Origin of the sequence: Bradyrhizobium altum (genome assembly GCF_020889705.1) — a bacterium.
Taxonomy (GTDB): domain Bacteria; phylum Pseudomonadota; class Alphaproteobacteria; order Rhizobiales; family Xanthobacteraceae; genus Bradyrhizobium; species Bradyrhizobium altum.
The window spans coordinates 36960-58236 of sequence record NZ_JACMYP010000006.1; the positions used below are offsets into that span (position 1 = coordinate 36960).

General features: G+C 64.6%; 20 protein-coding genes. 10 read left to right on the forward strand and 10 right to left on the reverse strand.

Going from position 1 to position 21277, the window contains the following annotated elements; translation table 11 throughout:
- The first annotated feature begins 145 nt into the window (after positions 1 to 145).
- Positions 146 to 616, forward strand: coding sequence for a TfoX/Sxy family protein (locus H8B02_RS03610; protein WP_229164896.1), 471 nt, complete (start codon positions 146 to 148; stop codon positions 614 to 616).
- 45 nt (positions 617 to 661) lie between these two features.
- Here the strand turns inward: H8B02_RS03610 and H8B02_RS03615 are convergent, their stop codons facing one another.
- The 5 genes from H8B02_RS03615 to H8B02_RS03635 form a co-directional block, all read right to left on the reverse strand.
- Positions 662 to 1729, reverse strand: coding sequence for a GGDEF domain-containing protein (locus H8B02_RS03615; RefSeq protein WP_229164944.1), 1068 nt, complete (start codon positions 1727 to 1729; stop codon positions 662 to 664).
- A 315-nt stretch (positions 1730 to 2044) separates the two neighbouring features.
- The gene (locus H8B02_RS03620; RefSeq protein WP_229164897.1) at positions 2045 to 3538 is read right to left on the reverse strand and encodes a DEAD/DEAH box helicase; all 1494 of its coding nucleotides are present in this window, start codon (positions 3536 to 3538) and stop codon (positions 2045 to 2047) included.
- Positions 3539 to 3789: 251 nt separating this feature from the next.
- Positions 3790 to 4689 carry a helix-turn-helix transcriptional regulator gene (locus H8B02_RS03625; protein ID WP_229164898.1) on the reverse strand — a complete coding sequence of 300 codons (900 nt, stop codon included), beginning with the start codon at positions 4687 to 4689 and terminating at the stop codon, positions 3790 to 3792.
- A 192-nt stretch (positions 4690 to 4881) separates the two neighbouring features.
- Complete coding sequence (locus H8B02_RS03630; protein WP_229164899.1) at positions 4882 to 5496, reverse strand: TetR/AcrR family transcriptional regulator; 615 nt, start codon at positions 5494 to 5496, stop codon at positions 4882 to 4884.
- Positions 5497 to 5561: 65 nt separating this feature from the next.
- The gene (locus H8B02_RS03635; protein WP_229164900.1) at positions 5562 to 6563 is read right to left on the reverse strand and encodes a helix-turn-helix transcriptional regulator; all 1002 of its coding nucleotides are present in this window, start codon (positions 6561 to 6563) and stop codon (positions 5562 to 5564) included.
- 250 nt (positions 6564 to 6813) lie between these two features.
- On the opposite strand from H8B02_RS03635, the gene H8B02_RS03640 reads away from it, so the two are divergent.
- The 3 genes from H8B02_RS03640 (at position 6814) to H8B02_RS03650 (ending at position 10603) form a co-directional block, all read left to right on the forward strand.
- Entirely contained in the window at positions 6814 to 8310 is a 1497-nt protein-coding gene (locus H8B02_RS03640; RefSeq protein ID WP_376711589.1) for a caspase family protein, read from the forward strand.
- A gap of 72 nt (positions 8311 to 8382) precedes the next feature.
- Positions 8383 to 9627, forward strand: a complete 1245-nt coding sequence (locus H8B02_RS03645) for an FAD-dependent oxidoreductase (RefSeq protein ID WP_229164901.1) — start codon at positions 8383 to 8385, stop codon at positions 9625 to 9627.
- Positions 9628 to 9826: 199 nt separating this feature from the next.
- On the forward strand, positions 9827 to 10603 hold the full coding sequence (locus H8B02_RS03650) for an outer membrane protein (protein ID WP_229164902.1): 777 nt from the start codon (positions 9827 to 9829) through the stop codon (positions 10601 to 10603).
- A 73-nt stretch (positions 10604 to 10676) separates the two neighbouring features.
- Here the strand turns inward: H8B02_RS03650 and H8B02_RS03655 are convergent, their stop codons facing one another.
- The 4 genes from H8B02_RS03655 to H8B02_RS03670 form a co-directional block, all read right to left on the reverse strand.
- Complete coding sequence (locus H8B02_RS03655; RefSeq protein WP_229164903.1) at positions 10677 to 11447, reverse strand: SDR family NAD(P)-dependent oxidoreductase; 771 nt, start codon at positions 11445 to 11447, stop codon at positions 10677 to 10679.
- A gap of 199 nt (positions 11448 to 11646) precedes the next feature.
- Entirely contained in the window at positions 11647 to 12438 is a 792-nt protein-coding gene (locus H8B02_RS03660) for an outer membrane protein (protein ID WP_229164904.1), read from the reverse strand.
- 228 nt (positions 12439 to 12666) lie between these two features.
- Complete coding sequence (gene parE / locus H8B02_RS03665) at positions 12667 to 14727, reverse strand: DNA topoisomerase IV subunit B (RefSeq protein WP_229164905.1); 2061 nt, start codon at positions 14725 to 14727, stop codon at positions 12667 to 12669.
- 244 nt (positions 14728 to 14971) lie between these two features.
- A complete protein-coding gene (locus tag H8B02_RS03670; protein ID WP_229164906.1) occupies positions 14972 to 15223 on the reverse strand; it encodes a hypothetical protein in 252 nt (83 codons plus the stop codon).
- 188 nt (positions 15224 to 15411) lie between these two features.
- Here H8B02_RS03670 and H8B02_RS03675 point away from each other — a divergent pair, with 188 nt between their 5' ends.
- The 6 genes from H8B02_RS03675 to H8B02_RS03700 all read left to right on the forward strand — a co-directional run bounded on the left by H8B02_RS03675 (position 15412) and on the right by H8B02_RS03700 (position 20734).
- Entirely contained in the window at positions 15412 to 15942 is a 531-nt protein-coding gene (locus H8B02_RS03675) for a DedA family protein (protein WP_229164907.1), read from the forward strand.
- A gap of 151 nt (positions 15943 to 16093) precedes the next feature.
- On the forward strand, positions 16094 to 17083 hold the full coding sequence (locus H8B02_RS03680) for an MBL fold metallo-hydrolase (RefSeq protein WP_229164908.1): 990 nt from the start codon (positions 16094 to 16096) through the stop codon (positions 17081 to 17083).
- A 221-nt stretch (positions 17084 to 17304) separates the two neighbouring features.
- Positions 17305 to 17976, forward strand: a complete 672-nt coding sequence (locus tag H8B02_RS03685) for an FMN-binding negative transcriptional regulator (protein WP_229164909.1) — start codon at positions 17305 to 17307, stop codon at positions 17974 to 17976.
- On the forward strand, positions 17976 to 19022 hold the full coding sequence (gene argC, locus H8B02_RS03690; RefSeq protein ID WP_229164910.1) for an N-acetyl-gamma-glutamyl-phosphate reductase: 1047 nt from the start codon (positions 17976 to 17978) through the stop codon (positions 19020 to 19022). The genes H8B02_RS03685 and argC (H8B02_RS03690) overlap by 1 nt, the downstream gene beginning before the upstream one ends.
- A 121-nt stretch (positions 19023 to 19143) precedes the next feature.
- The gene (gene argC, locus H8B02_RS03695; RefSeq protein WP_229164911.1) at positions 19144 to 20124 is read left to right on the forward strand and encodes an N-acetyl-gamma-glutamyl-phosphate reductase; all 981 of its coding nucleotides are present in this window, start codon (positions 19144 to 19146) and stop codon (positions 20122 to 20124) included.
- 16 nt (positions 20125 to 20140) lie between these two features.
- Positions 20141 to 20734, forward strand: a complete 594-nt coding sequence (locus H8B02_RS03700; protein WP_229164912.1) for a class I SAM-dependent methyltransferase — start codon at positions 20141 to 20143, stop codon at positions 20732 to 20734.
- Positions 20735 to 20775: 41 nt separating this feature from the next.
- Here the strand turns inward: H8B02_RS03700 and H8B02_RS03705 are convergent, their stop codons facing one another.
- A complete protein-coding gene (locus H8B02_RS03705; RefSeq protein ID WP_229164913.1) occupies positions 20776 to 21174 on the reverse strand; it encodes an MAPEG family protein in 399 nt (132 codons plus the stop codon).
- Positions 21175 to 21277 lie beyond the last annotated feature (103 nt).

A 21277-nucleotide genomic window follows, 5' to 3' on the forward strand; every position in this document is an offset into this window, starting at 1 on the left:
CGCTGTCGCCCCGGGCCGGGCGCGCAACATGCGCGCTCCAAAGGCCGGCAATCGATAACCACCATTGTTGCGGGTCGACGCGGTCGTCGACCATACTCTCGCCATACGCGCGGCATGTGGACGCGCGCCGAGCAAGGGTGGATACATGGACCGCGAATTCCTGACCGACCTGTTCGCCGATTTCGGCCCGGTCACGCTGCGCCGGATGTTCTCCGGCTACGGCATCTCCGCTGACGGCACCAACTTTGCGCTCGCGCTACGCGCCGGGCTCTACTTCCGCGCCGATGAGGAGACCATCCCGCAATTCGAGGCCGAAGGCTGCGGGCCGTTCCAGTACCAGACGCGCGCCAAGACGGTGACGGTGAACTCGTACTGGCAACTGCCGGCGCGGCTGTTCGATGATGCCGAGGAGCTTGCGGTCTGGGCACGCTCGGCGCTCGGCGCCGCCCAGCGCGCCGCGCTGCGCAAGCGGCCGAGGAAACGATCCGCTGCGCGGACGGCGAAGGCGCCGGTGAAGAAGGCAGCTGCAAAGAAGGCAGCGGGAAAGAAGACGGCGGCACGGAAGCCGAGGGCAAGGCCGTCCTCAGTTTCGAAGAAGCGCGCAAAACGGAAATAATCCTGAGCGGCGTGCATTGCGCGCGTCTCAAGGCACGTTCAGGGTTCACGCCACCCGGGTCTGGGTCTCTGCGCTGTATTCCGGATCGGCTTCGCAGATCACGCGGTTGCGGCCGGCGCGCTTGGCGCCGTAGAGGCAGGCATCGGCGCGCTCGATCAGGGAGTCGGTGTCGTCGGCCGGCTTCAGCATGGAGACGCCGACCGAGATCGTGACACGGCCGAGGATCTCGCCGGTCGACTTCTTCTTCAGTTCCTTGGCCATCACGGCGCGGCGGATGTGGTCGGCAACCGTCAGCGCCTGGCGCAACGCGGTGTTGGGCAGCACCACCGCGAATTCCTCGCCGCCGTAGCGGGCGGTGATGTCCTGGCCCTTGATGGTCTGCTTCAGCGTTTGTGCCACCAGCCGCAGCACCTGATCACCGGTGAGGTGGCCGTAGGAGTCGTTGAACGACTTGAAGTGATCGATGTCGAACATCAGGAGCGACAGCGGCTCGCCGCTGGCGAGCGCAGTCTGCACCGCCATGTCGATCGAGCGGTCGAAATACTTCCGGTTGCCGAGGCCGGTGAGCGGATCGGTCAGGCTCTCGGCGCGGATCGCCTCGAGGCTGTGCTGCAGATCGCTGATCTCCGACTTCGACAGCGCGAGCCGGTTCTCCAATGCCTGATTGGTCTCGCGCATCTCGCGCGTCGATTTGGCCAGCCCCTCGACGATGATCTTGATCTGGTCGCGGGTGGTCGCGGTCGAGAGCCGGTCGCTGGCGCCGACGAGGCTCGCGTCGTAGTTCGCGGACACGCCGAGCGCATCGGTGATCAGCCGCATGACGGCGTCGATCTCGCCGATGACGCGCGCGCCGACCTTGTCGATGCGGTCCGAGGTCTTGATGTGCGAAAGGTAGGTTTCGTAGATCTGCTCGAGATCGGATTCAGAGAGCTTGCCGCTGCGCGCCAGCGTCTCGTTGATGACCTTGTTGAGCGGTGCGTTGTATCCGGTCGCGTAGACGTACCAGATTTCGTAGTTGCGCGGCACGGCGGTCTGGCGAAGCGAGCGAATCTGACCAAGCGCGACTTCGGCAAAGGCCAACGTACGTTCGTGTTCGTCCAGCAGCTTGACCACTGTCACGTCCTCAATGCGCGCAATGCCGGTCATGCCCGGCAGCAATGACTAAATTATTGGCGCGAGGGTACGGGACGAGAATGAAGGCAAGGTAAATAGTGGAACTACGGGGATTTCGCCGCGACTAATGTCGTACGAGCTCGATTCCGTCGCGGATCGAGCCCGGCTTTGGCGAGCCTTTCGCTTGCTCGCCATTGCGTTGCGAAACTGAGCGCATTTGCTTCAAACGCAAGCGATCAGCGTGGGCGTCAGTCGCCGGCGGCGACACAGACTCCGCAGGATACCGCCGCTGGTGCGGCGGCATCGGAGCCGGCCTTAGGCGCGTGCGCGCACAGGTCGCAGCAGGAAGGCGGGCAGGTGCGAATGATCGGCGGGCTCGTGGTCCACCTCGCGCTGCGGCCGCCGTGGCTCGGCGCGCCCGATCGACGGCACGTGCGACGGGGTGGCCTGGGGCGAAGAGTTGCGGCCGTGGCGCGGTTCGCGCTCCGGCTTGGCTGCACGCTCCTGGCGGGGCTCCTGGTCCTGACGCGGCTCGCGATCACCGTGACGTGCCTCGCGTTCGCCCTGACGCGGCTCGCGTTCACGTCGCGGCTTGCGGCCGCCACGGGCGCCGTCGCGCGAACCTTCGCGGCTACGCGAGCGGCGCGGCGCGGCGTCCTCGTCGGAGGCCTCGCTGTGAACGGTGTGGTCGCCCTCGGCGCGCGGGATCGGCTGGCCAATCAGCTTCTCGATCGCAATCATCGACTTGCTGTCGAGCGAGGTGACGATGGAGATCGCGGTACCGGTCCGTCCGGCGCGGCCAGTGCGGCCGATGCGGTGGACGTAATCATCGGGGTGGTGCGGCACGTCGAAATTGAAGACGTGGCTCACCGCGGGAATGTCGAGACCGCGGGCGGCGACGTCGGAGGCGACGAGCAGCGGAATCTCGCCCTTGCGGAATTGATCCAGCGCCGCGGTGCGGGCGGACTGATCCATATCGCCGTGGAGGGCGCCGACACTGAAGCCGTGCTTCTGGAGTGATTTGTGAAGGACGGCGACTTCGCGCTTGCGATTGCAGAAGATAATCGCGTTGTTGAGATCCTTGGCGTCGCGCAGCAGGCGGCGGAGGATCTCGCGCTTGTCATGTGCCTCGCGACCGGCCGGGACCTGCAATTGCGTGACGGTGACGGCGGTGGTTGCGGGTTTGGAGACTTCGATCCGCGCAGGATTGTGCAGGAAGGCCTCGGTGATGCGGCTGATCTCCGGGGGCATCGTCGCGGTGAAGAACAGGGTCTGCCGCGTGAACGGGACGAGCTTGCAGATGCGTTCGATGTCGGGAATGAAACCCATGTCGAGCATGCGGTCGGCTTCGTCGATCACCAGCAACTCGACGCCGGTGAGCAGCAATCCGCCGCGTTCGGTATGGTCGAGCAGGCGGCCGGGCGTTGCGATCAGGACGTCGACGCCGCGCATCAGCTTGGAGTCCTGGTCGCCGAACGAGACGCCGCCGATCAGCAGCGCCACGTTCAATTTCTGACCGGCGCCGTATTTGTCGAACTGCTCCTTCACCTGCGCGGCAAGCTCGCGGGTCGGCTCGAGGATCAGGGTGCGCGGCATGCGTGCCCGGGCGCGGCCCTTCTCGAGGAGGGTGAGCATCGGGAGAACGAAGGCAGCGGTCTTGCCGGTGCCGGTCTGGGCAATGCCGAGGACGTCGCGCCGGGCGAGGACGTGCGGGATTGCCTGTTCCTGGATGGGAGTGGGGGTGGTGTAACCGGTGGCCGCCACTGCGGCGAGGACCTTATCGGACAGGCCTAGATTGGAAAAAGACATTGAGCCTCTGGTCGAAACCGCCGTTCGGCATCGCAGGTAAAAGGCTGTCGCGTTCGGCCCCGAAACGGCTCGCTTTTCTATAAAGCTCGGGGGCTCTGGCTAACGCTGACGGACGGCAAACCTGACGAATCGCGTTTCGATCCGAGGGCCGCGTTGCCCGCAACATAGGGGCGAAAGCGGTAAAGTCAATCTTGGAACCAGCCGATAGCCGAAAAAGCTTAACGTTTTCGCCAAAATAAGCGCCGTTTCCGTCATTTGGCGGTCAAATGAATCGCCATTCCCGTATCCGATGGCGCGACCTCGATGGGGGCCTTGGCGCGGTTTTTTGTCCTGAATTCGCCCGGCGTCAGGCCCTCGGATGCGCTGAAGATCCGGTAGAAAGTGGCCAGGCTGCCGAACCCGCAGGCGAGGGCGATATCGGCGATCGGCCGCGGCGGCTTTTCACAAAGCAGCCTTCGGCTCTCGCTCAGGCGCTCGGCGGTGACGGTCTGCGAAAAGCTCGCCCCCGTCGCTTCGAACAGGACGTGCAGGTAGCGGACCGAGACGCCGAGCATCTCGGCGACCATCCCCGGCGACAGCGACGGCTTCGCGAGATGGCGCGTGATCAGGCGGCGCGCGAGGCTGAGTCGGCCGACGCGCAGCGCCTGCTGGGCGCGGCGGCTGCCCGGCCTGATCGTGCCGCGCTCGATCAAGGCGAGCTCCGCCACGATCTTGACCAGCGCGGGAATGCTCGCGGTATCACCGGCCTCGGTGGCCTCCTTGAAATCGGCAAGGCAGGCTTCGAGCAACGGCGCCCAGCCGCGATTGCTCGTCGCCGGAGAACTCCGACGCGCAAGCGCGAGGGCTGCAGTCTGATCTACGCGCAGGTCCACGGTACCGGGAGCAAGAGCGCGAGCCGGGCCGGTCGATGGCGTTTCCGGGCTGTGATCTTCTTGCTTGCTGCGCATCATGCATGACCTCTCGCTCTGCATCAGAGCGCGCGTCGCCGGTAAGGAAATTGGCGGTACCGAGCCCGGGCGAAGCGCCAGCGCGGTTCTGGCGAAATCGACGGAAATTATCTTCTCAATGCGCGCAGGCTGATCACTTCGGTGCAGAGGACGCGGGATCGCGCCACGATCGGCCGGGTCGTCGGTTTGTCCCATGTCAGCCATTCGAGACGCCTCCAAAGGTCTTGCGATGCAATATCGTACATTTCACATAGTCATGTAAAATATGAAATAGGTAACATTGTGCGTCAAAACTTATCCACGGCCCGGCGAGATAGTCCGGCCGGTCCCTGATGGTCGGTGGTCGGGAGGGTTTTGCTGAGTGGTGACCGCGGCGCGCGCGGGCCGTCGTGCGGATTATTTCCGCTTCGGCATCACGGCGCAGCCGTAGAGCACCATCGCGCACATCTGGCGGTAGCGGGCCGAGAAGTCGTCACGGGCGATCGGCGGCAGCGCCTGGTTGACGGCACGTGCGCCGTCCGCAAGCGCCTGCGCGATCTGCGCTGGTTTGAACACGCCGTTCAGCTTCAGCAGCCGTGCGGCCTGCAAGTCGATCACCAGTCTTTCCAGATCAGCCTGGAACGAGATGGCGGATTTGATCATCAAATCGCGGCAGCGCTTGAAGGCCTCGGCATTGAGCTCGACGGTGTGCGGCGACTGCGTCAGCCGGCGCCGCGTCTCGCCGTAGCGGACGTCGAGGATGGTCGCGAAGATATCCAGCGCGCCGCCGCCCTTCGCCCGCATGGTGTGGCCGGCCTCCAGCGCGAGTGCCACGTCCTCGACGTGGCGCCAGGCGATGACGGCGCGAAACGCCTCTTCCTTGTTGCTGAAATAGTAATACAGCGCGCGCTGCGTGAAGCCGCAGACCTTGGCCAGCCCGACCATCGACAGCCCGCTATAGCCGTAGTCGAGAAAAGCCTGATTGACCTGCGCCAGCAGGTCAGGTCCAGGCTTGATCATCTTCTTCGACATCAGGATTCCGGGGACGAGGAACGGCGCGTGACGCAGGGAATCCCGATTACGGGCATCACGGCGCTTTAGCAACCCGCAACTGCCCGGTGTCCCGGCCGATCCGGATCGACGGTCAGGCCAACCCGTGCCCGGTAATCGCCTGGGGTCATCGATTCGGATGCATTGAAGAGGCGGTAGAACGTCGCGAGACTCTCGAAGCCGCAGGCAAACGCGACCTCGGCGATCGTCTGCCCGGATTGCTCGCGGAGCAGGCGGCGGCTTTGCGCGAGCCGAAGCGCGGTGACGGTCTCCGAGAAGCTCATCTCGGTCTCCTCGAACAGGATGTGCAGGTGACGCACCGAGATGCCGAGCAGGCCGGCAATCAGGGTTGGCGTCAGCGCCGCGTTCGAGAGATGCCGCCGGATCAGGCGGCGGGCCAACGACAGATGGGCGCTTCGCAGGGCCTGCTGCGCGAGCCGGCTCTTTGGCCGCATGATGCCGCGCTCGATCAGCGCGATATGGGCGAGCGCCTGCACCATCGGGGCCGTGTCCGCCGCGGTGGCGTCATGGCCTTCGACGAGGTCGCGGAAGCAGGATTCGAGCAGTGGCCGCAGCGCGGTCTCATCCTGCATGGGTCTCGGGACCAGTTCGCCGAGCTCGGCACCCGGCGGGACGATGTTCGTCACCGGGATCTTGATGATGCGCAGGTGGAAGCCGTCATCGTGCAGCGGGACGGTGCGATAGGGCAGGTCCGAATAGCTGGTCGCGAACATGCCGTCGCGCACCGCGAATTCATCGAGCCGCGCGCCGCCGAACCAACCGCCACCGCCGAGCTGCTGGTAGATGCACAGGCTGTCGCTGCGCGCGTCTGCGATGTCGCCGGCGCGCCGCTCGACGCGGTAGGGCGAGGCACGCAGCTCGACCAGCCCGGCATCGCCGAGCTGGCGCAGCGAGAACTCGCCGAAGAAGTCGCGGCGGTGCTGGGGTTCGAGTTCTGCGGTGACGCCGAACAACCCCTTGGCGCGGACCTCGCGCCAATAGTCGAAGCGATCGCGGGGATCGACTTGCTCAGTGGACCATGTGTACACGGAAAAGCCCCTGGAGTGCCCTTGGGACGTGCGGAGAGCTCGCGCCGGATGGAAGCTGGAATCTATCACGCGGGCCGTAAAAAGAAACTTGACCTGGGACGGACGGGACGCCTCATGGGGGCCAAGAGGGACGCCAAGGGGGCGGTCACGACGGCCATTCGGCGTCGGCCTTGAACCGGCCAAACGGCTGATCCGACTATTAGGCGGCGGTCGCACGAGCCGCGCACTTGTCGTGCAGGCGGGAGTTGGGATGAAGAGCTGGCTTTCGAGACTTTCAGCGGCCATGTTGGCGGTCGCCTTTGTCGGATCGGCGGCGCCCGCCCAGGCTGAAAAGCGCGTCGCGCTGGTGATCGGCAACAATGATTACAGGAACGTGCCCAAACTGCAGAAGGCGGTCAACGACGCCCGCACCATGGGCGATACGCTGAAGCAGCTCGGTTTCAACGTCATGGTGGCCGAGAATTTGAACCGGCAGGCGTTCTCCGAGACGCTGCTCGCCTTCGACCGCGCCGTGGAACCCGGCGACACCGCGTTCTTCTTCTATGCCGGTCACGGCTTCGAGATCGCGGGCCAAAATTTCCTGCTGCCGACCGACGTGCCGGCCGCCACCGAAGGGCAGGAAGAGCTGGTGCGCGACGCTTCGGTTCTCGCCGACCGCATCATCGAGCGGTTGCAGAACAAGAAGGCGCGGACCTCGATCCTGGTGTTCGACGCCTGCCGCAACAATCCATTCGAGCGCGCCGGCACGCGCGCCGTTGCCGGCGGCGGTGGGCTGGCGCCGATGACGCAGCTGCCCGAAGGCGTGTTCTCGGTGTTTTCGGCGGGGCCGCGCCAGACCGCGCTCGACCGGCTCTCGAACGACGACGCCAATCCCAATTCGGTGTTCACGCGAACCTTTGCCAGGGAGTTGCTGCAGCCCGGTGAAAACCTGGTGCAGGTTGCCCAGCGTACGCGGCGCCTGGTCAGCGAGATGGCCGAGACCGTGAAGCACAAGCAGATCCCGGTTTATTTCGACCAGATGGTCGACGACGTCTTCCTGAACGGGATCGCGAAGGGGCAGGCCGAGGCGGCCAAGCCGTCCGCTCCGCCGCAGCAGGTGGCCGCGCTGCCGCCGGTCTCGGTGCCGAAGCTGCCGAAGGACGATTCCATCAACGCGCCGATCGCGAGCTTCTCGCGGCACAATGGCGGCTGGACTGTCGTGTTCTCGATCGCCGATCCGACGCTCGGCATCTCCTGGCGGATCGGCGATAGCGGCGATTTCCGCGAAACCGGCTTCATGGACACGCTCGATCCGCGCACGCGCAAGCGGATGCCCAATCCATCGATCGAGCTGCCGGCCGATGCGCCGGCGGCCACGATCGAGCTTCGCTATGTCGATACGCAGGGCGAGATGCAGGGGCCGTTCCCGATCAAGTTCGATCCCGACGCCGCGCTGATCCGCGACCAGCGCAAGATCCTCGACATGACCGCGACGAGCTGGCTGTCGTTCCGCGAGTTCAACGGGTTGCTCGTCTACTATACGCACCTGATGTCGTATCGCTGTGCGATCCGCGAGGTGCGGATCGGCATCGACACCGCGGTACCGGACAAGGTCTTGAAGATGCCGGCCTGCAATTCGCGCGATCCGAGCGCAATCCCGTCCGACGCGCAGCCCTATCTGAAGCTCGCGCCGCAGACCAAGTCGGTCTCGGTGGAGCTGACCTATCGCGACGGCAGCGTGTCGGAAATCAAGACGTTCAGGCGATAGCACAGCATCCTTGTCGTCCGATCTGCGTTACAGTCGGCGCCTGAGAGGCGAGGCAGCGATAAGGACGGCATCATGGATGCAGGCAATCCGGCAGCGCCGAAGACGCGTCAGATGAAGGTGCGCTGCTGCGTCGTCGGCGGCGGGCCGGCCGGCATGATGCTCGGCTATCTGCTCGGACGCGCCGGGATCGACGTCGTGGTGCTGGAGAAGCACGCCGACTTCTTCCGCGACTTTCGCGGCGACACCGTGCACCCGTCGACCCTGCAGGTGATGGATGAACTCGGTCTGATCGACGGCTTTCTGAAGCTGCCGCATCAGGACATTCAGAAGCTCGACGGCATGTTCGGCGGCACCTCGGTGCGGATCGCCGACCTCAGCCGCCTCAGCGTCAAATATCCTTTCATCGCGATGATGCCGCAGTGGGACTTCCTCAGTTTCCTGCGCGAGAGCGGCAAGCGTTTCCCCTCGCTGCAGGTTTTGATGAGCGCGGAGGCGACCGACCTGATCCGGCGCGGCGACGCTGTTGCAGGCGTCCATGTGAAAACGCCTGATGGCCCCATCGAGATCGAGGCGGATCTCACGATCGGCTGCGACGGCCGCCATTCGATCGTGCGCGAGCGCGCCGGTCTCGACCTCGAGGAGATCGGCGCGCCGATGGACGTGCTGTGGTTTCGCGTCGGGCGGCGTCGGGACGAGACCGAGAATTTGTTCGCCCGCATCGACCACTGCAAGATGATGGTGACGTTCGACCGCGGCGACTATTGGCAATGCGCCTATGTGATCGCCAAGGGACAATATGAGGCCGTTAAGGCGAGGGGATTGCCGGCGCTGCTCGACGACGTGCTGCGGCTCGCGCCGATCCTGAAGCCCGGCATCGGCGACGTGAAGAGCTTCGACGACGTCAAGCTGCTCACGGTCGCGATCAATCGCCTGACGCGCTGGACCCGTCCCGGCCTGCTCTGCATCGGCGATGCCGCGCATGCGATGTCGCCGATCGGCGGCGTCGGCGTCAACCTCGCGGTGCAGGACGCGGTCGCGACCGCAAACATTCTGGCGGCGAAGCTCGCACAAGGCTGCCCGCCGGAGGACGAACTCGATGCCGTGCGGCGGCGCCGCGAATTCCCGGTCCGGGTGACCCAACGCATGCAGGTGATTGCGCAGAACAACATCATCAGCGCTGCGCTGAAGGGTGGCGATCAACCGGTGCCGTTCGCGTTGCGGTTGATCACCGCGATGCCCTGGCTGCAAGGGCTGACGGCGCGCCTTGTCGCGATCGGGGTGCGGCCGGAGCACGTCCATTCGGCGGCGGCGCACTGACAGGCGTCGCGCGCAGGGAAGGAATTTGTCAAGGATAACAGCTCCTTAAAGGAGCCGTTAGAAGTTGCGTGATTGCAACGGACAGACATGATTCGAAACCGGCGCACGTGGATTCTGCAGGGCCAGTTCCCGCGGTTTGCTTTTGGTAAGGGTCTCTCTGGGAAAGCTCGTCTCCATCAGACAATCTGGGGATGCCACCATGTCTCATGCCAAATTCATTGCCGCGCTGACCGTGACCACGGCGCTCGGCGTCGGCGCTGCATCGGCCGCCGACCTTGCCGCCCGTCCGTACACCAAGGCGCCGGCCTATGTGGAAACGCTCTACAACTGGTCCGGCTTCTACATTGGCGGCCATCTCGGCGGCGCCTGGACCAACGAGCAGTGGGTCAACAGCGCGAACACGACCGCGTTCGGCGATCTCGCGCCCGACCAGGGCTTTCGGCAGCGCGGCTCGGGCTTCATGGGTGGCGGTCAGATCGGCTACAACTGGCAGGCCAACAACTTCGTGTTCGGCGTCGAGGGCACGATCTCCGGGCTCGACAATTCCGGCCGCGTCACCAACACGGTGTTCGGCGTCGGCCGCGACGATCAATTCAGCTGGCGCTCGAACGTCATGGCGACGATCGTCGGCCGTGCCGGCTACGCGATCCAGAACAACCTGCTCTATTTCAAGGGCGGCTATGCCGGCGTGAACAACCGCCTGTCCGTCGTCGACAACCTTCCGCCGGCAACGGGCTCCGGCAGCCAGACCCATTGGGCGAGCGGCTGGACCGTCGGCGCCGGCTGGGAATACGGCATCACCCGCAACTGGACCATCGGCGTCGAATACAATTACGCGGCCTTCGAGCGCCAGACCTATCAGCTCGCCGGCACCGCGGCGGGCACCTACACGTTCGACGCCAAGCCGCGCGACATCCAGTGGGCGGTGGTGCGCATGAACTACAAGTTCGACGCGCCGGTCATCGCGCGCTACTGAACGACACTGAGGCGAACAGGATGCAGGAGCCCCGGCGAATGCCGGGGCTCTTGTATTTCATGGATCCTGTGGTTCAGGCCATCACCGAATAGCCGCCGTCGACGGGGATCGCGGTGCCTGTGACGAAGTCCGACGCCGGCGAGGCCAGGAACACGGCGATGCCCGCGAAGTCGTCGATGGCTCCCCAGCGGGCCGCCGGCGTGCGTGCGAGCACGCGCTCGTGCAGCCCGGCGACCTGCTGGCGCGCGCCCTTCGTCAGATCGGTGTCGATCCAGCCTGGAAGGATGGCGTTGACCTGGATGTTGTCGGGGGCCCAGGCGTTGGCGCAGGCGCGGGTGTACTGCACGATGCCGCCCTTGCTCGCGGCATAGGCCGCAGCAAAGCTTGCGCCGAAGATCGACATCATCGAGCCGATGTTGATGATCTTGCCGTGGCCCGAGGCCTTGAGCGCCGGATAGGCCGCCTTCGAGCACAGGAAGGCGCTGGTGAGGTTGGTGTCGATCACCTTGCTCCACTCGTCGAGCTCGAGCTCGTGCGGCGGCTTGCGGATGCTCATGCCGGCGTTGTTGACGAGGATGTCGATCCGGCCGAGCTCGCCCGTGACCCGATCGACCATGGCCGCGACGGCAGCCTTGTCGGTCACGTCGGTTGCCACCGCGATCGCCTTGACGCCGCGCTTGCCCAGATCCTCGACGGCAGCCTTCGATTTCGCCTCGTTGCGGCCGACCACGGCAACCGCCGCGCCGGCATCCGCCAGGCCGCGCGCCATGCCAAGCCCGATGCCGCCATTGCCGCCGGTGACGATCGCGACCCGGCCGGAGAGATCAAACTGTCCGTTTCTCATTGTTGTTGTCCGCTGTGGTTTGAATCCGGTCGCGACAGTGCCCGATCGCCACAGCGCTGACCAGATCGGGCGCGGCCGGTCGGCCCTGCGCCAGGAGGCGTGCGCGCGAGATCGTTCTCGACAGCGCTCAGGCAACAAAAAAGCCCCGGACAATGCCGGGGCTTTTCGTCTGCTATGTCAGCAGGGATCAGTACTCAGCTCAGTACTTGGCAACAACCGGACCGGTCCAGTTGAAGCGATAGACCAGCGAGGTGCTGATGGTCTGGACGAACGGCTTGAAGGTGATGTCGCGGCCGTTCGAGATATTGGTGACGTCGGCGAGTTCCGAGATGTTCCTTTTGTCGTAGTAGGCAGCGCGGTACTCGGTCTTCATGAACCAGCCCGGCGCGGTGATGCCGAAGATGTTCAGGTTGTTCTCGACGCCGCCGCCGACGAACCAGCCGCTGCGATCGAAGCCGTTGGTGTGCAGGCCGGACGGGAGAGCGGTCGCGGTGTTGAACAGCGTGGTGCCCTTCCAGTGCGAGCTGGAGTAACCGGCGTTGACGTAGGACAGAACGTTCGGAGCGACCAGATAACCGAGGCGCGCACCGGCAGCCCAGCTGTAGTCGTTCTTGATGTTGCCGGCGATGAACGGACCCTGATCCTGGATCGTGCCCTTCAGGCTGCCGAACTGACCGTCGGCGAACACGCCGAGGACCCAGCTGTTGGCGGTCTGCCAGTCGTAACCGGCACCGACGGTGCCGAACCAGCCATCGCCGCCCTGGCGCTGGTTGAAGCCGAGGATCGGAGCGCCCGTGGTGGTCGACTGAACGCCAGTGTCAGCATCCCAGATGCCGCCGCCGCCACCGCCGAAGATGTAGAAGCCGGTCCAGCTCGGCGCCACCGCGATCGGAGCAGGTGCCTTGGTGTAGGGGCGGGCGGCCAGATCGGCAGCCGACGCGGAACCCGTCATCGCAGCAACCGCGGTCAGAGCGAGCAAAATCTTCTTCATATTCAAATCCTCGACTTTAGCGTTCGATCGGGTCGCTGACGGGGGCGCGATGGCACCGATTCCCGAAACTCATGTCAGGACTATACGTGGTTCCGCCGGAAATGCTGTTGCGGGTGAGACACAACCGCCTGAAAAGGAAACCGCAGGCATTCTCCGAAAGGGCGAATGAAAACGGCCGCCCCGATCTGGAGGCGGCCGGAAAATCATTTCAAATCAGTTGGTTGGACCCTAAACGTCGAGCAAATCGTCGCTTGCGAATTCGGCCTTGTCGGAGATGAAGGCAAAGCGGGCTTCCGCCTTGGTGCCCATCAGCCGCTCGACCGAGTCGGCGGTGCCCTCGCGATCGTCGGCGAGCAGCACCACGCGCAGCAGCGTGCGCTTGGCCGGATCCATCGTGGTCTCCTTCAGCTGCGCCGGCATCATCTCGCCGAGGCCTTTGAAGCGATTCACCTCGACCTTGGCGTTTGCGTTGAATTCGCTCTTGAGCAACTCTTCCTTGTGGGCGTCGTCACGGGCGTAAACCGACTTGGTGCCGTGCTTCAATTTGTAGAGCGGCGGCACCGCCAGATAGAGATGTCCCTCGTCGATCAGCCGCGGCATCTGCCGGTAGAAGAAGGTGATCAGGAGCGATGCGATGTGCGCGCCGTCGACGTCGGCGTCGGTCATGATGATGATGCGCTGATAGCGCAAATCTTCTTCGCGGTAGTGCGCGAGCGTGCCGCTGCCGATCGCCTGCACGAGATCGGAGAGCTGCGCGTTGGCGGTCAGCTTGTCCTTGCCGGCGGAGGCGACGTTGAGGATCTTGCCGCGCAGCGGCAGCACGGCCTGCGTCTTGCGATCGCGTGCCTGCTTGGCGCTGCCGCCGGCCGAGTCGCCTTCGACGATGAAGAGTTCAGAGCCTTCGGTGCCGGCATCGGAGCAATCCGCAAGCTTGCCGGGAAGACGCAGCTTCTTGCCGGCGGTCTTGCGCGCGGTTTCCTTTTCCTGGCGGCGGCGCAGCCGTTCCTCGGCGCGATCGATCACGAAGTCGAGCAGCCGGTTGGCCTGGTTCGGATTGCCTGACAGCCAGTGGTCGAACGGATCCTTCATCGCCTGTTCGACGATGCGCTGCGCTTCGGCGGTGGCGAGGCGGTCTTTGGTTTGACCCTGGAATTCAGGCTCGCGCACGAACACCGAGAGCATCACGGCCGCGCCCACCATCACGTCTTCGGAGGTGATGGAGGCCGCGCGCTTGCCCTGACCGGCGCGCTCGGCGTGGTCCTTCAAGCCGCGCAGCAATGCGCTGCGCAGACCCGATTCATGCGTGCCGCCATCGGGCGTCGGCACCGTGTTGGTGTAGGACGACAGGAAGCCGTCGGCATCCGCAGTCCAGGCCACCGCCCATTCGCAGGCGCCATGCGCGCCGCTGCGGCCGGATTTGCCGGAGAAGATATCCTGATGCACCAGCGCGTCGGCATGGATCGCCGCGGCAAGATAGTCCTTCAGGCCGCCAGGGAAGTGAAACTTGGCTTCCGCCGGGACGTCTTCGACGCCCTTCAACAGCTCCTGGTCGCAGCGCCAGCGGATTTCGACGCCGCCGAACAGGTACGCCTTCGAGCGCGTCATCTTGAACAGGCGCTGCGGCTTGAAGGCCGCCTTGGCGCCGAAAATGTCGGTGTCCGGCTTGAAGCGGATTCGCGTGCCGCGGCGGTTGTTGATCTTGCCGAGGTCTTCGAGCTTACCCTTGGGATGGCCGCGCTCGAAGGTCATGCGGTGCAACTGCCCGCTGCGCGCAACCTCGACCTCGAGCCGCGAGGAGAGGGCGTTGACCACGGACACGCCGACGCCGTGCAGGCCGCCCGAGGTTTCGTAGACCTTGGAGTCGAACTTGCCGCCCGAATGCAGCGTGCACATGATGACTTCGAGCGCCGACTTCTTCGGGAATTTCGGATGCGGATCGACCGGGATGCCGCGGCCATTGTCGGTCACGGTCAGGAAGCCGTCGGTCGTCAACTCCACGTCGATGAAGGTGGCGTGGCCGGCGAGGGCCTCGTCCATGCAGTTGTCGATCACCTCGGCGAACAGATGGTGCAGCGCCTTCTCGTCGGTGCCGCCGATATACATGCCGGGCCGCCGGCGGACCGGTTCCAGCCCTTCCAGCACCTCGATATCGGCCGCCGTATAGCCGGCTTCGGCGCTTCCTGTGGAGCGGGAAGCAGCCTTCGCCGGGGCGCGTCCCTTCGGCTCCGGGGCTCCGAACAGATCGTCGGCGGATTTACTTTTGGCGTTTGACTTCAGCGGTTTGGACATGGTTCTTCAAGTGGTGCGCCGGTCATGGCGCAGCGAATCGGTTGCTCTGACTATGCCACGGATGGGCTGCCAAATGGGGGCGGCCGCGCCTTCAGGGCCCAGCCGCCTGTGTAGATAGGAGCCCGCGATTACGCCTGCGAGGTGCGAAATACAACGACCGTGAACAGGGCCATGGCGGCCACGACGATCAGCGATCCAACGATCGGGGCGGCTATGAATGAGTCCCCTTTCAGCAGCACCAGGGCTACACCGGCCGGGAATAGGATGCCGCCTGCAATGTGCAGCCAGGCTTGCAGCTTCGCCAACGGCGTGGCCCGGCAGCCGGGAAAACCCGGTAGTACAGGCCGAACAGGAACAGCAGCACGCCGCCGACGAGATTGAGATGGGCATGCGCCGGCCCCAACGTGAAGTCGTGCTGGATACCCATAACGATGCCCGCGAGCATTCCGAACAACAAGACGAGAACGCCGACGCACATCATCAGTGACCCGATCATCCAGTGATTCCTTTTTCTTATAAGGGAGGTGCCAGCCAGCCCGGACCGCAGGGGCCTTGCCGGAAATCACGTTTGATCCCCGCCTTTGTGACTTGATGTCACGCAATGGGCTGGCTTACCTGTTCTTAGGCTGTGTGCCGCTACAAAGGTTCATTCAGTTTTCAACGCAGCGGAGGGCACTCGACGAGATGGAAGACTTTGCGCGGGCCCTCGCCGAATTCGTCCGCCATCACCAGGCTTGGGCCGCTCCGATCGTCATGCTGCTGGCGTTCGCTGAATCGCTCGCCTTCATCTCGTTGCTGGTGCCCGCCTGGGGTGCGCTGGTTGCGATCGGCGCCCTGATCGGCGTCAGCGGGATCAGTTTCTGGCCGATCTGGATCGCGGGCGGCATCGGGGCCGCGCTCGGCGACTGGGTCTCCTACTGGTTCGGCTATCGCTACAAGGAGCAGGTCGCGCAGATGTGGCCGCTGTCGCGTTACCCCGAGATTCTGCCGCGCGGCGAGGCCTTCGTGAAGACCTGGGGCGTGCCCAGTATCTTCATCGGCCGCTTCTTCGGCCCGCTGCGTGCCTCGGTGCCGCTTGCCGCCGGCATTTTCGAGATGTCGTACTGGCAGTTCCAGATCGCCAATTTCGTCTCCGCGCTGGTCTGGTCGGCCGCGCTACTGCTGTTCGGCGACGTCATCGGCCAGGTCGTCGAGTGGATGTGGCGGGTGGTGTAGTGAGTTTCGGAATAAGGCCATGGTGCAGGGGTTAGCCGGGAGAACAATAGCGCGCGCTGTCGTCATCGCGCGAGCATCGAAACGCTGATACAACCTCGCCCCACAAGGCGAATTCACCGGGCGCATCACTATCTCGTTGGAAGGACAATACATGGAATTGACACGACGTCGCGCTCTCACCGGCGCTGCCGGTATCGCCGCCACACCGTTGCTGCCCGCCGTTCCCGCGGCCGCCGCAGCGTCCGCCGCCGACAAGCAGGCGCCGAGCTTCTATCGCTACAAGGTCGGCGACATCCTGGTCACCGCGGTGTCCGACGGCAAGAATGTCTTCAAGCTGGAAGACTCCTTCATTCCGAATGCGAAGCGGGACGACGTCAATGCTGCGCTGGAGAAGGCATTCATGCCGCGCGACATGATGACGATCTGGTTTGCGCCGCTGGTGCTCAACACCGGCGGCAAGCTCGTGGTGATCGACACCGGCAATGGCGCACTGGCAAAGGCCGGCACGAAGGGGGCCAATGGCTTGTTCGCCGACAATTTCGTCGCGGCCGGTTTCGATCCCAAGAATGTCGATATGGTCGTGATCTCGCACTTCCACGGCGACCACGTGAATGGCCTGCTGACCGCCGAAGGCACGCCGGCATTCCCGAACGCCGAAGTGCTGGTGCCGGCGACCGAATGGAAGTTCTGGATGGATGACGGCGAGATGAGCCGGGCGCCGGCCGGGCGCATGGCGGGCCTGTTCAAGAACAACCGCAACATCTTCGAGGCCGGCCTGAAGAAGAAGGTCACGCCTTACGAGTGGGGCAGGGAGATCGCGCCGGGCCTGACTTCGGTCGAGACCGTCGGGCATACGCCGGGCCACACCTCCTACGTGCTGGCCTCGGGCCCGGACAAGGTCTTCATCCAGTCCGACGTCACCAACAATCCGAACCTGTTCGCCACCAACCCCGGCTGGCATGCGTTCTTCGACCAGGACGGCGACGTGGCGGAGAAGACCCGCCGCCGGATCTACGACATGGTGGTTGCGGAGCGGCTCCAGGTGCAGGGCTTCCATTATCCGTTCCCGGGCCTCGGCAACGTGGTCAAGGACGGCGTTGGTTACCGCGTCGTGCCGGCGCCGTGGAATCCGGCGATCTGAACGGTTTTTCTTGACGTCAAGGGGGCGCGGCCTTATAGCCGCGCCCATGATCAACGCCGCGACCATCGTCATCGCCCGCCGCCGCCGCATTCTCGCGGTACGGGCGGTCGCTCGCGTTTAAGACCATCGCCTCTGCCGCCGGATCTCCTCCCGCGGCGCTCTCCTGAAAAAAGACACGCGGTTCGATCTGGCGGCTCCTTCGTCATGCAGGAGTTTCGACCATGTATACGCCACCGCCCTTCAAGCCTGACCGCGCCGCGAGCCTCGGCTTTGCGGAAGCGCGCGGTTTCGGCATCGCCTGCGCGTGGGACGGCGGCAAGCCGATCGCCTCCGCGCTGCCGTTCTATTTGACCTACGCCGCCGACGGCACGCCGCGGGCGCTGTTTCATGTTGCCCGTCACAATCCGCTGGTAAAGCTGGCGCACGCGGGCCCTTGGCTGCTGGCCGTCACCGGCGCGGATGCCTATGTGTCGCCGGACTGGTATGTGTCGCCCGATCAGGTGCCGACCTGGCTCTATCAGGCCGTGCATCTGACCGGGCCGGTGCGGACCCTGTCGGACGAGGAACTTGCGGTTCAGATCGACGCGCTGAGCGCCAAGTTCGAGGACCGGCTGCTGCCGAAGAAGCCGTGGGTGTCGGGCAAGATGACCGCCGCGCGGCTGGAAGCAATGAAGAAGGCCATCGTGGGCCTCGAGATGATGGTGGAAGAGGTGGAGGGCAGTTTCAAGCTGAACCAGCACAAGTCTGAAACCGATTTCGCGGCGGTCGGCAACACGCTCGCATTACAGGCCGAAGCCGGTGCCCGGGACATCGCGGCTTTGATGCGCGAGGTGCGCCCGCAGGCTTTCGCGATGATACAGGCCGAGATGACTACGCTTCCGAGGAGCGAGTAATGACGAAGAAGAAAATCGGAATTTTGGGCGCGTCCGGCTACACCGGCGCCGACGCGGTGCGCCTGTTGGCGCGACACCCGAATGCCGAAATCACCGCGCTTACCGCCAACACCCATGCCGGCAAGGCGATGAGCGAGGTGTTTCCGCACTTCTTCATGCTCGACCTGCCAAAACTCGTGGAATGGGAAAAAGTCGACTGGACGCGGCTCGATGCCGCGTTCTGCGGACTGCCGCATGGGACGACGCAGGAGATCATCGCCGCGGTGCTGAAAGCCAATCCCAGAATCAAGATCCTCGATATGTCCGCGGATTTCCGGCTGCGCAACAAAGACAGCTACGCGCAATGGTACGGCCATGAGCACCGGGCGCTCGAATTGCAGGACGAGGCCGTCTATGGGCTGACCGAACTCTACCGGGAGAAGGTCACGGCCGCGCGGCTGGTGGCCTGTCCCGGCTGCTATCCGACGGCGGTGCTGCTGGCGCTTGTTCCGCTGGCGAAGGCAAAGCTGATTGACGTCGACGATATCGTCATCGACGCAAAGTCGGGCGTCACCGGCGCCGGACGCGGACTGAAGCAGAACACGCTGTTCAGCGAGGCCGGCGAAGGGTTGTCGCCCTATTCGATCGGAAGCCATCGACACTCGGCGGAGATCGAGCAGGAGATCGGCGCAGCCGCTGGCTCGGCTGTGACAGTGAACTTCACCCCGCATCTCATTCCGATGGCGCGGGGTGAGTTCTGCACATCTTATGTCAAGCTCAACGGGGCTACGCCCGACGATTTGCGCGCCGAGCTGGAAAAGGCCTACGCCAACGAGCCGTTCGTATATGTGACGAAGAAGGGCGTGCTACCACAGACGCAGAACGTGCGCGGTTCGAATTACGTTCAGATCGGCGTCGTCGCCGACCGGATCAAGAACCGCGCCATCGTGCTCTCGACGCTCGATAATCTTGTGAAGGGGTCGGCCGGACAGGCGATCCAGAATATGAACCTGATGTTCGGCTTGCCCGAAACCACCGGGCTGGAGCAGATCGCGCTGTTTCCGTGAGCGGGGGTTGTTGTCGTGGACCAGGATGCGCTCAATCTAGGGATAACAGCCCCGGATCGGCAGCGGAGGTGCGGCCAGACGTGTTAGCAAACGAAACGAACGAGCTCGAAAGGAGCATGTCATGACCGTCACCGATACCAACCAGCCGAAAGCCAACAGCGGTGCGATCAAGGCCACCGTGTTCGTAGACGGGGCGTCCGGCACCACCGGCCTCGGCATCCAAGAGCGGCTGCACTCCATTGGTGACGTCGCGGTGAAGCACATCGCCGACGACAAGCGGAAGGACGCAGGCGCCAAGCGTGCGCTGATGGAGCAGGTGGATCTCGTGATCCTCTGCCTGCCCGACGAGGCCGCCAAGGAGACCGTCGCGTTGATCGACACGATGGGCAATTCGGCGCCGAAGGTGCTCGATGCGTCGACCGCCTATCGCGTCGCGCCCGACTGGGCCTACGGTTTCGCCGAGCTCGCGCCCGACCAGGCCGACAAGATCCGCAATGCGCAGAAGGTCTCCAATCCGGGCTGCTATCCGACCGGTGCGATCGCGCTGCTGCGGCCGATCGTCGATGCCGGCCTGCTGCCCGCGGACTATCCCGTCACCGTCAACGCGGTGAGCGGCTATTCGGGCGGCGGCAAGTCGATGATCGCGAGCTTCGAGGACGGCTCGGCGCCGGCCTTCGAGCTCTATGGCCTCGGCTTCGAGCACAAGCACGTGCCGGAGATGCAGCTTTACTCGCATCTGACGCGGCGGCCGATCTTCATCCCGTCGGTCGGCAACTACCGGCAGGGCATGCTGGTCTCGGTACCGCTGCAGCTCGACACGTTGCCGGGCAAGCCGACCGGCGCCGACCTGCAGGCTGTTCTGGCGAAGTGGTATGCCGGCAGCAAACACGTCTCGGCGATGCCGCTGCAAAACGAAGCGGCGAAGGGCGGCCGGATCGAGCCGGAGGCGCTCAATGAGACCAACCAGCTCGAGCTTTATGTGTTCGCCAGCGACAAGCATCGCCAGGCGGTGCTGGTTGCCCGGCTCGACAATCTGGGCAAGGGCGCCTCGGGCGCCGCGGTGCAGAACATGCGGCTGATGCTCGGGCTGGCCGACGGCTGATGGCGAGGGGCGCATCGTGGACGACGCCACGCTGCAATTCTACCGGCGCAATGCCGAGGCCTATGCCGGGTGGGCGAAAGCACCGTCCGCCCGGCTGACAGGTTTTCTCAAGCTGCTGCCGCCAGGAGGCGCGATCCTCGAACTCGGCTGCGGTGCCGGCAATCATGCCGCGGTCATGCTCGCCGAAGGCTTCGTGCTGCGCGCGACCGACGGCTCACCCGAGATGGCTGACGTCGCGGCGCGCCGCATCAACCATCCCGTTGAGGCGATGCTGTTCGATGAGCTCGAGGATCGTGGGGCTTATGACGGCGTCTGGGCCAGCGCCTGCCTGCTGCATGTGCCGCGCGACGAACTGGTCGGCATCCTCGGCCGCATCCATCGGGCGCTGAAACCCGGCGGCATCTTCTACGCGAGCTACAAGATCGGCCATGGCGATGGCCGCGACAGCATCGGCCGCTACTACAATTATCCCGCGACCGACTGGCTGGCGGCGACCTACGCCGAGTCCGGGGCGTGGACCCAAGTCTCGTCCGACACCGGCGAGATCAAGAGTTTCGACGAGGCGCCGGCGACGATGCTGCACATCGTGGTGCGCAAGGGCGAGGAATAGCGCCGGCGCGGCCATCACCGCCGCCGGCGCGAATGTGTTGCTCAGACGATCTTGAAGATCGCGAGCGCCAGCACCGCCTGGGCGATGAAACCGACCGTGAAGGCCAGGGTGCGGAACACCGGCAGGCCGAGCGTGTAGACGATCAGATGCGCGACGCGGGCCCAGAAGTAGACGGCGCAGGCCAGCACGGTCCATTTGGTGGAATAGTCGGCCGCGTTCAGGATCAAGACCAGCGGCGCGAAGATCACGAGATTCTCGACCGCGTTGTCGTGGGCGAACATCAGCCGGTTGGCCCATTCCGCATGCGGCTTGTCGGTGCGCGAGGGATTGCCCATGGCGCCGGAGAGGCCGCGCACCTGGCAGCGGTTGATGATGTAGGGAATCCACAGCAGCCCGGTCAGGATCACCGTCAGCGACAGCCAGAACAGTTCGCGCGTCATCGTCTCCCCCTCACGTGAATTCGATTCCCGACCGTCGGGACCATCTGTTTATAGCTGAGCGGAAGACTTGGCGCTACGCGAAGACTTTGCGGTACGCGAAGAC

Bases quoted from the DNA above. Each gene is read 5' to 3' on its own strand.
- H8B02_RS03610 (WP_229164896.1), top strand. From the start codon at position 146: ATGGACCGCGAATTCCTGACCGACCTGTTCGCCGATTTCGGCCCGGTC.
- H8B02_RS03620 (WP_229164897.1), bottom strand. From the start codon at position 3,538: ATGTCTTTTTCCAATCTAGGCCTGTCCGATAAGGTCCTCGCCGCAGTG.
- H8B02_RS03625 (WP_229164898.1), bottom strand. From the start codon at position 4,689: ATGGCTGACATGGGACAAACCGACGACCCGGCCGATCGTGGCGCGATC.
- H8B02_RS03630 (WP_229164899.1), bottom strand. From the start codon at position 5,496: ATGTCGAAGAAGATGATCAAGCCTGGACCTGACCTGCTGGCGCAGGTC.
- H8B02_RS03640 (WP_376711589.1), top strand. From the start codon at position 6,814: ATGAAGAGCTGGCTTTCGAGACTTTCAGCGGCCATGTTGGCGGTCGCC.
- H8B02_RS03645 (WP_229164901.1), top strand. From the start codon at position 8,383: ATGGATGCAGGCAATCCGGCAGCGCCGAAGACGCGTCAGATGAAGGTG.
- H8B02_RS03650 (WP_229164902.1), top strand. From the start codon at position 9,827: ATGTCTCATGCCAAATTCATTGCCGCGCTGACCGTGACCACGGCGCTC.
- H8B02_RS03655 (WP_229164903.1), bottom strand. From the start codon at position 11,447: ATGAGAAACGGACAGTTTGATCTCTCCGGCCGGGTCGCGATCGTCACC.
- H8B02_RS03660 (WP_229164904.1), bottom strand. From the start codon at position 12,438: ATGAAGAAGATTTTGCTCGCTCTGACCGCGGTTGCTGCGATGACGGGT.
- parE (WP_229164905.1), bottom strand. From the start codon at position 14,727: ATGTCCAAACCGCTGAAGTCAAACGCCAAAAGTAAATCCGCCGACGAT.
- H8B02_RS03670 (WP_229164906.1), bottom strand. From the start codon at position 15,223: ATGATCGGGTCACTGATGATGTGCGTCGGCGTTCTCGTCTTGTTGTTC.
- H8B02_RS03675 (WP_229164907.1), top strand. From the start codon at position 15,412: ATGGAAGACTTTGCGCGGGCCCTCGCCGAATTCGTCCGCCATCACCAG.
- H8B02_RS03680 (WP_229164908.1), top strand. From the start codon at position 16,094: ATGGAATTGACACGACGTCGCGCTCTCACCGGCGCTGCCGGTATCGCC.
- H8B02_RS03685 (WP_229164909.1), top strand. From the start codon at position 17,305: ATGTATACGCCACCGCCCTTCAAGCCTGACCGCGCCGCGAGCCTCGGC.
- argC (WP_229164910.1), top strand. From the start codon at position 17,976: ATGACGAAGAAGAAAATCGGAATTTTGGGCGCGTCCGGCTACACCGGC.
- argC (WP_229164911.1), top strand. From the start codon at position 19,144: ATGACCGTCACCGATACCAACCAGCCGAAAGCCAACAGCGGTGCGATC.
- H8B02_RS03705 (WP_229164913.1), bottom strand. From the start codon at position 21,174: ATGACGCGCGAACTGTTCTGGCTGTCGCTGACGGTGATCCTGACCGGG.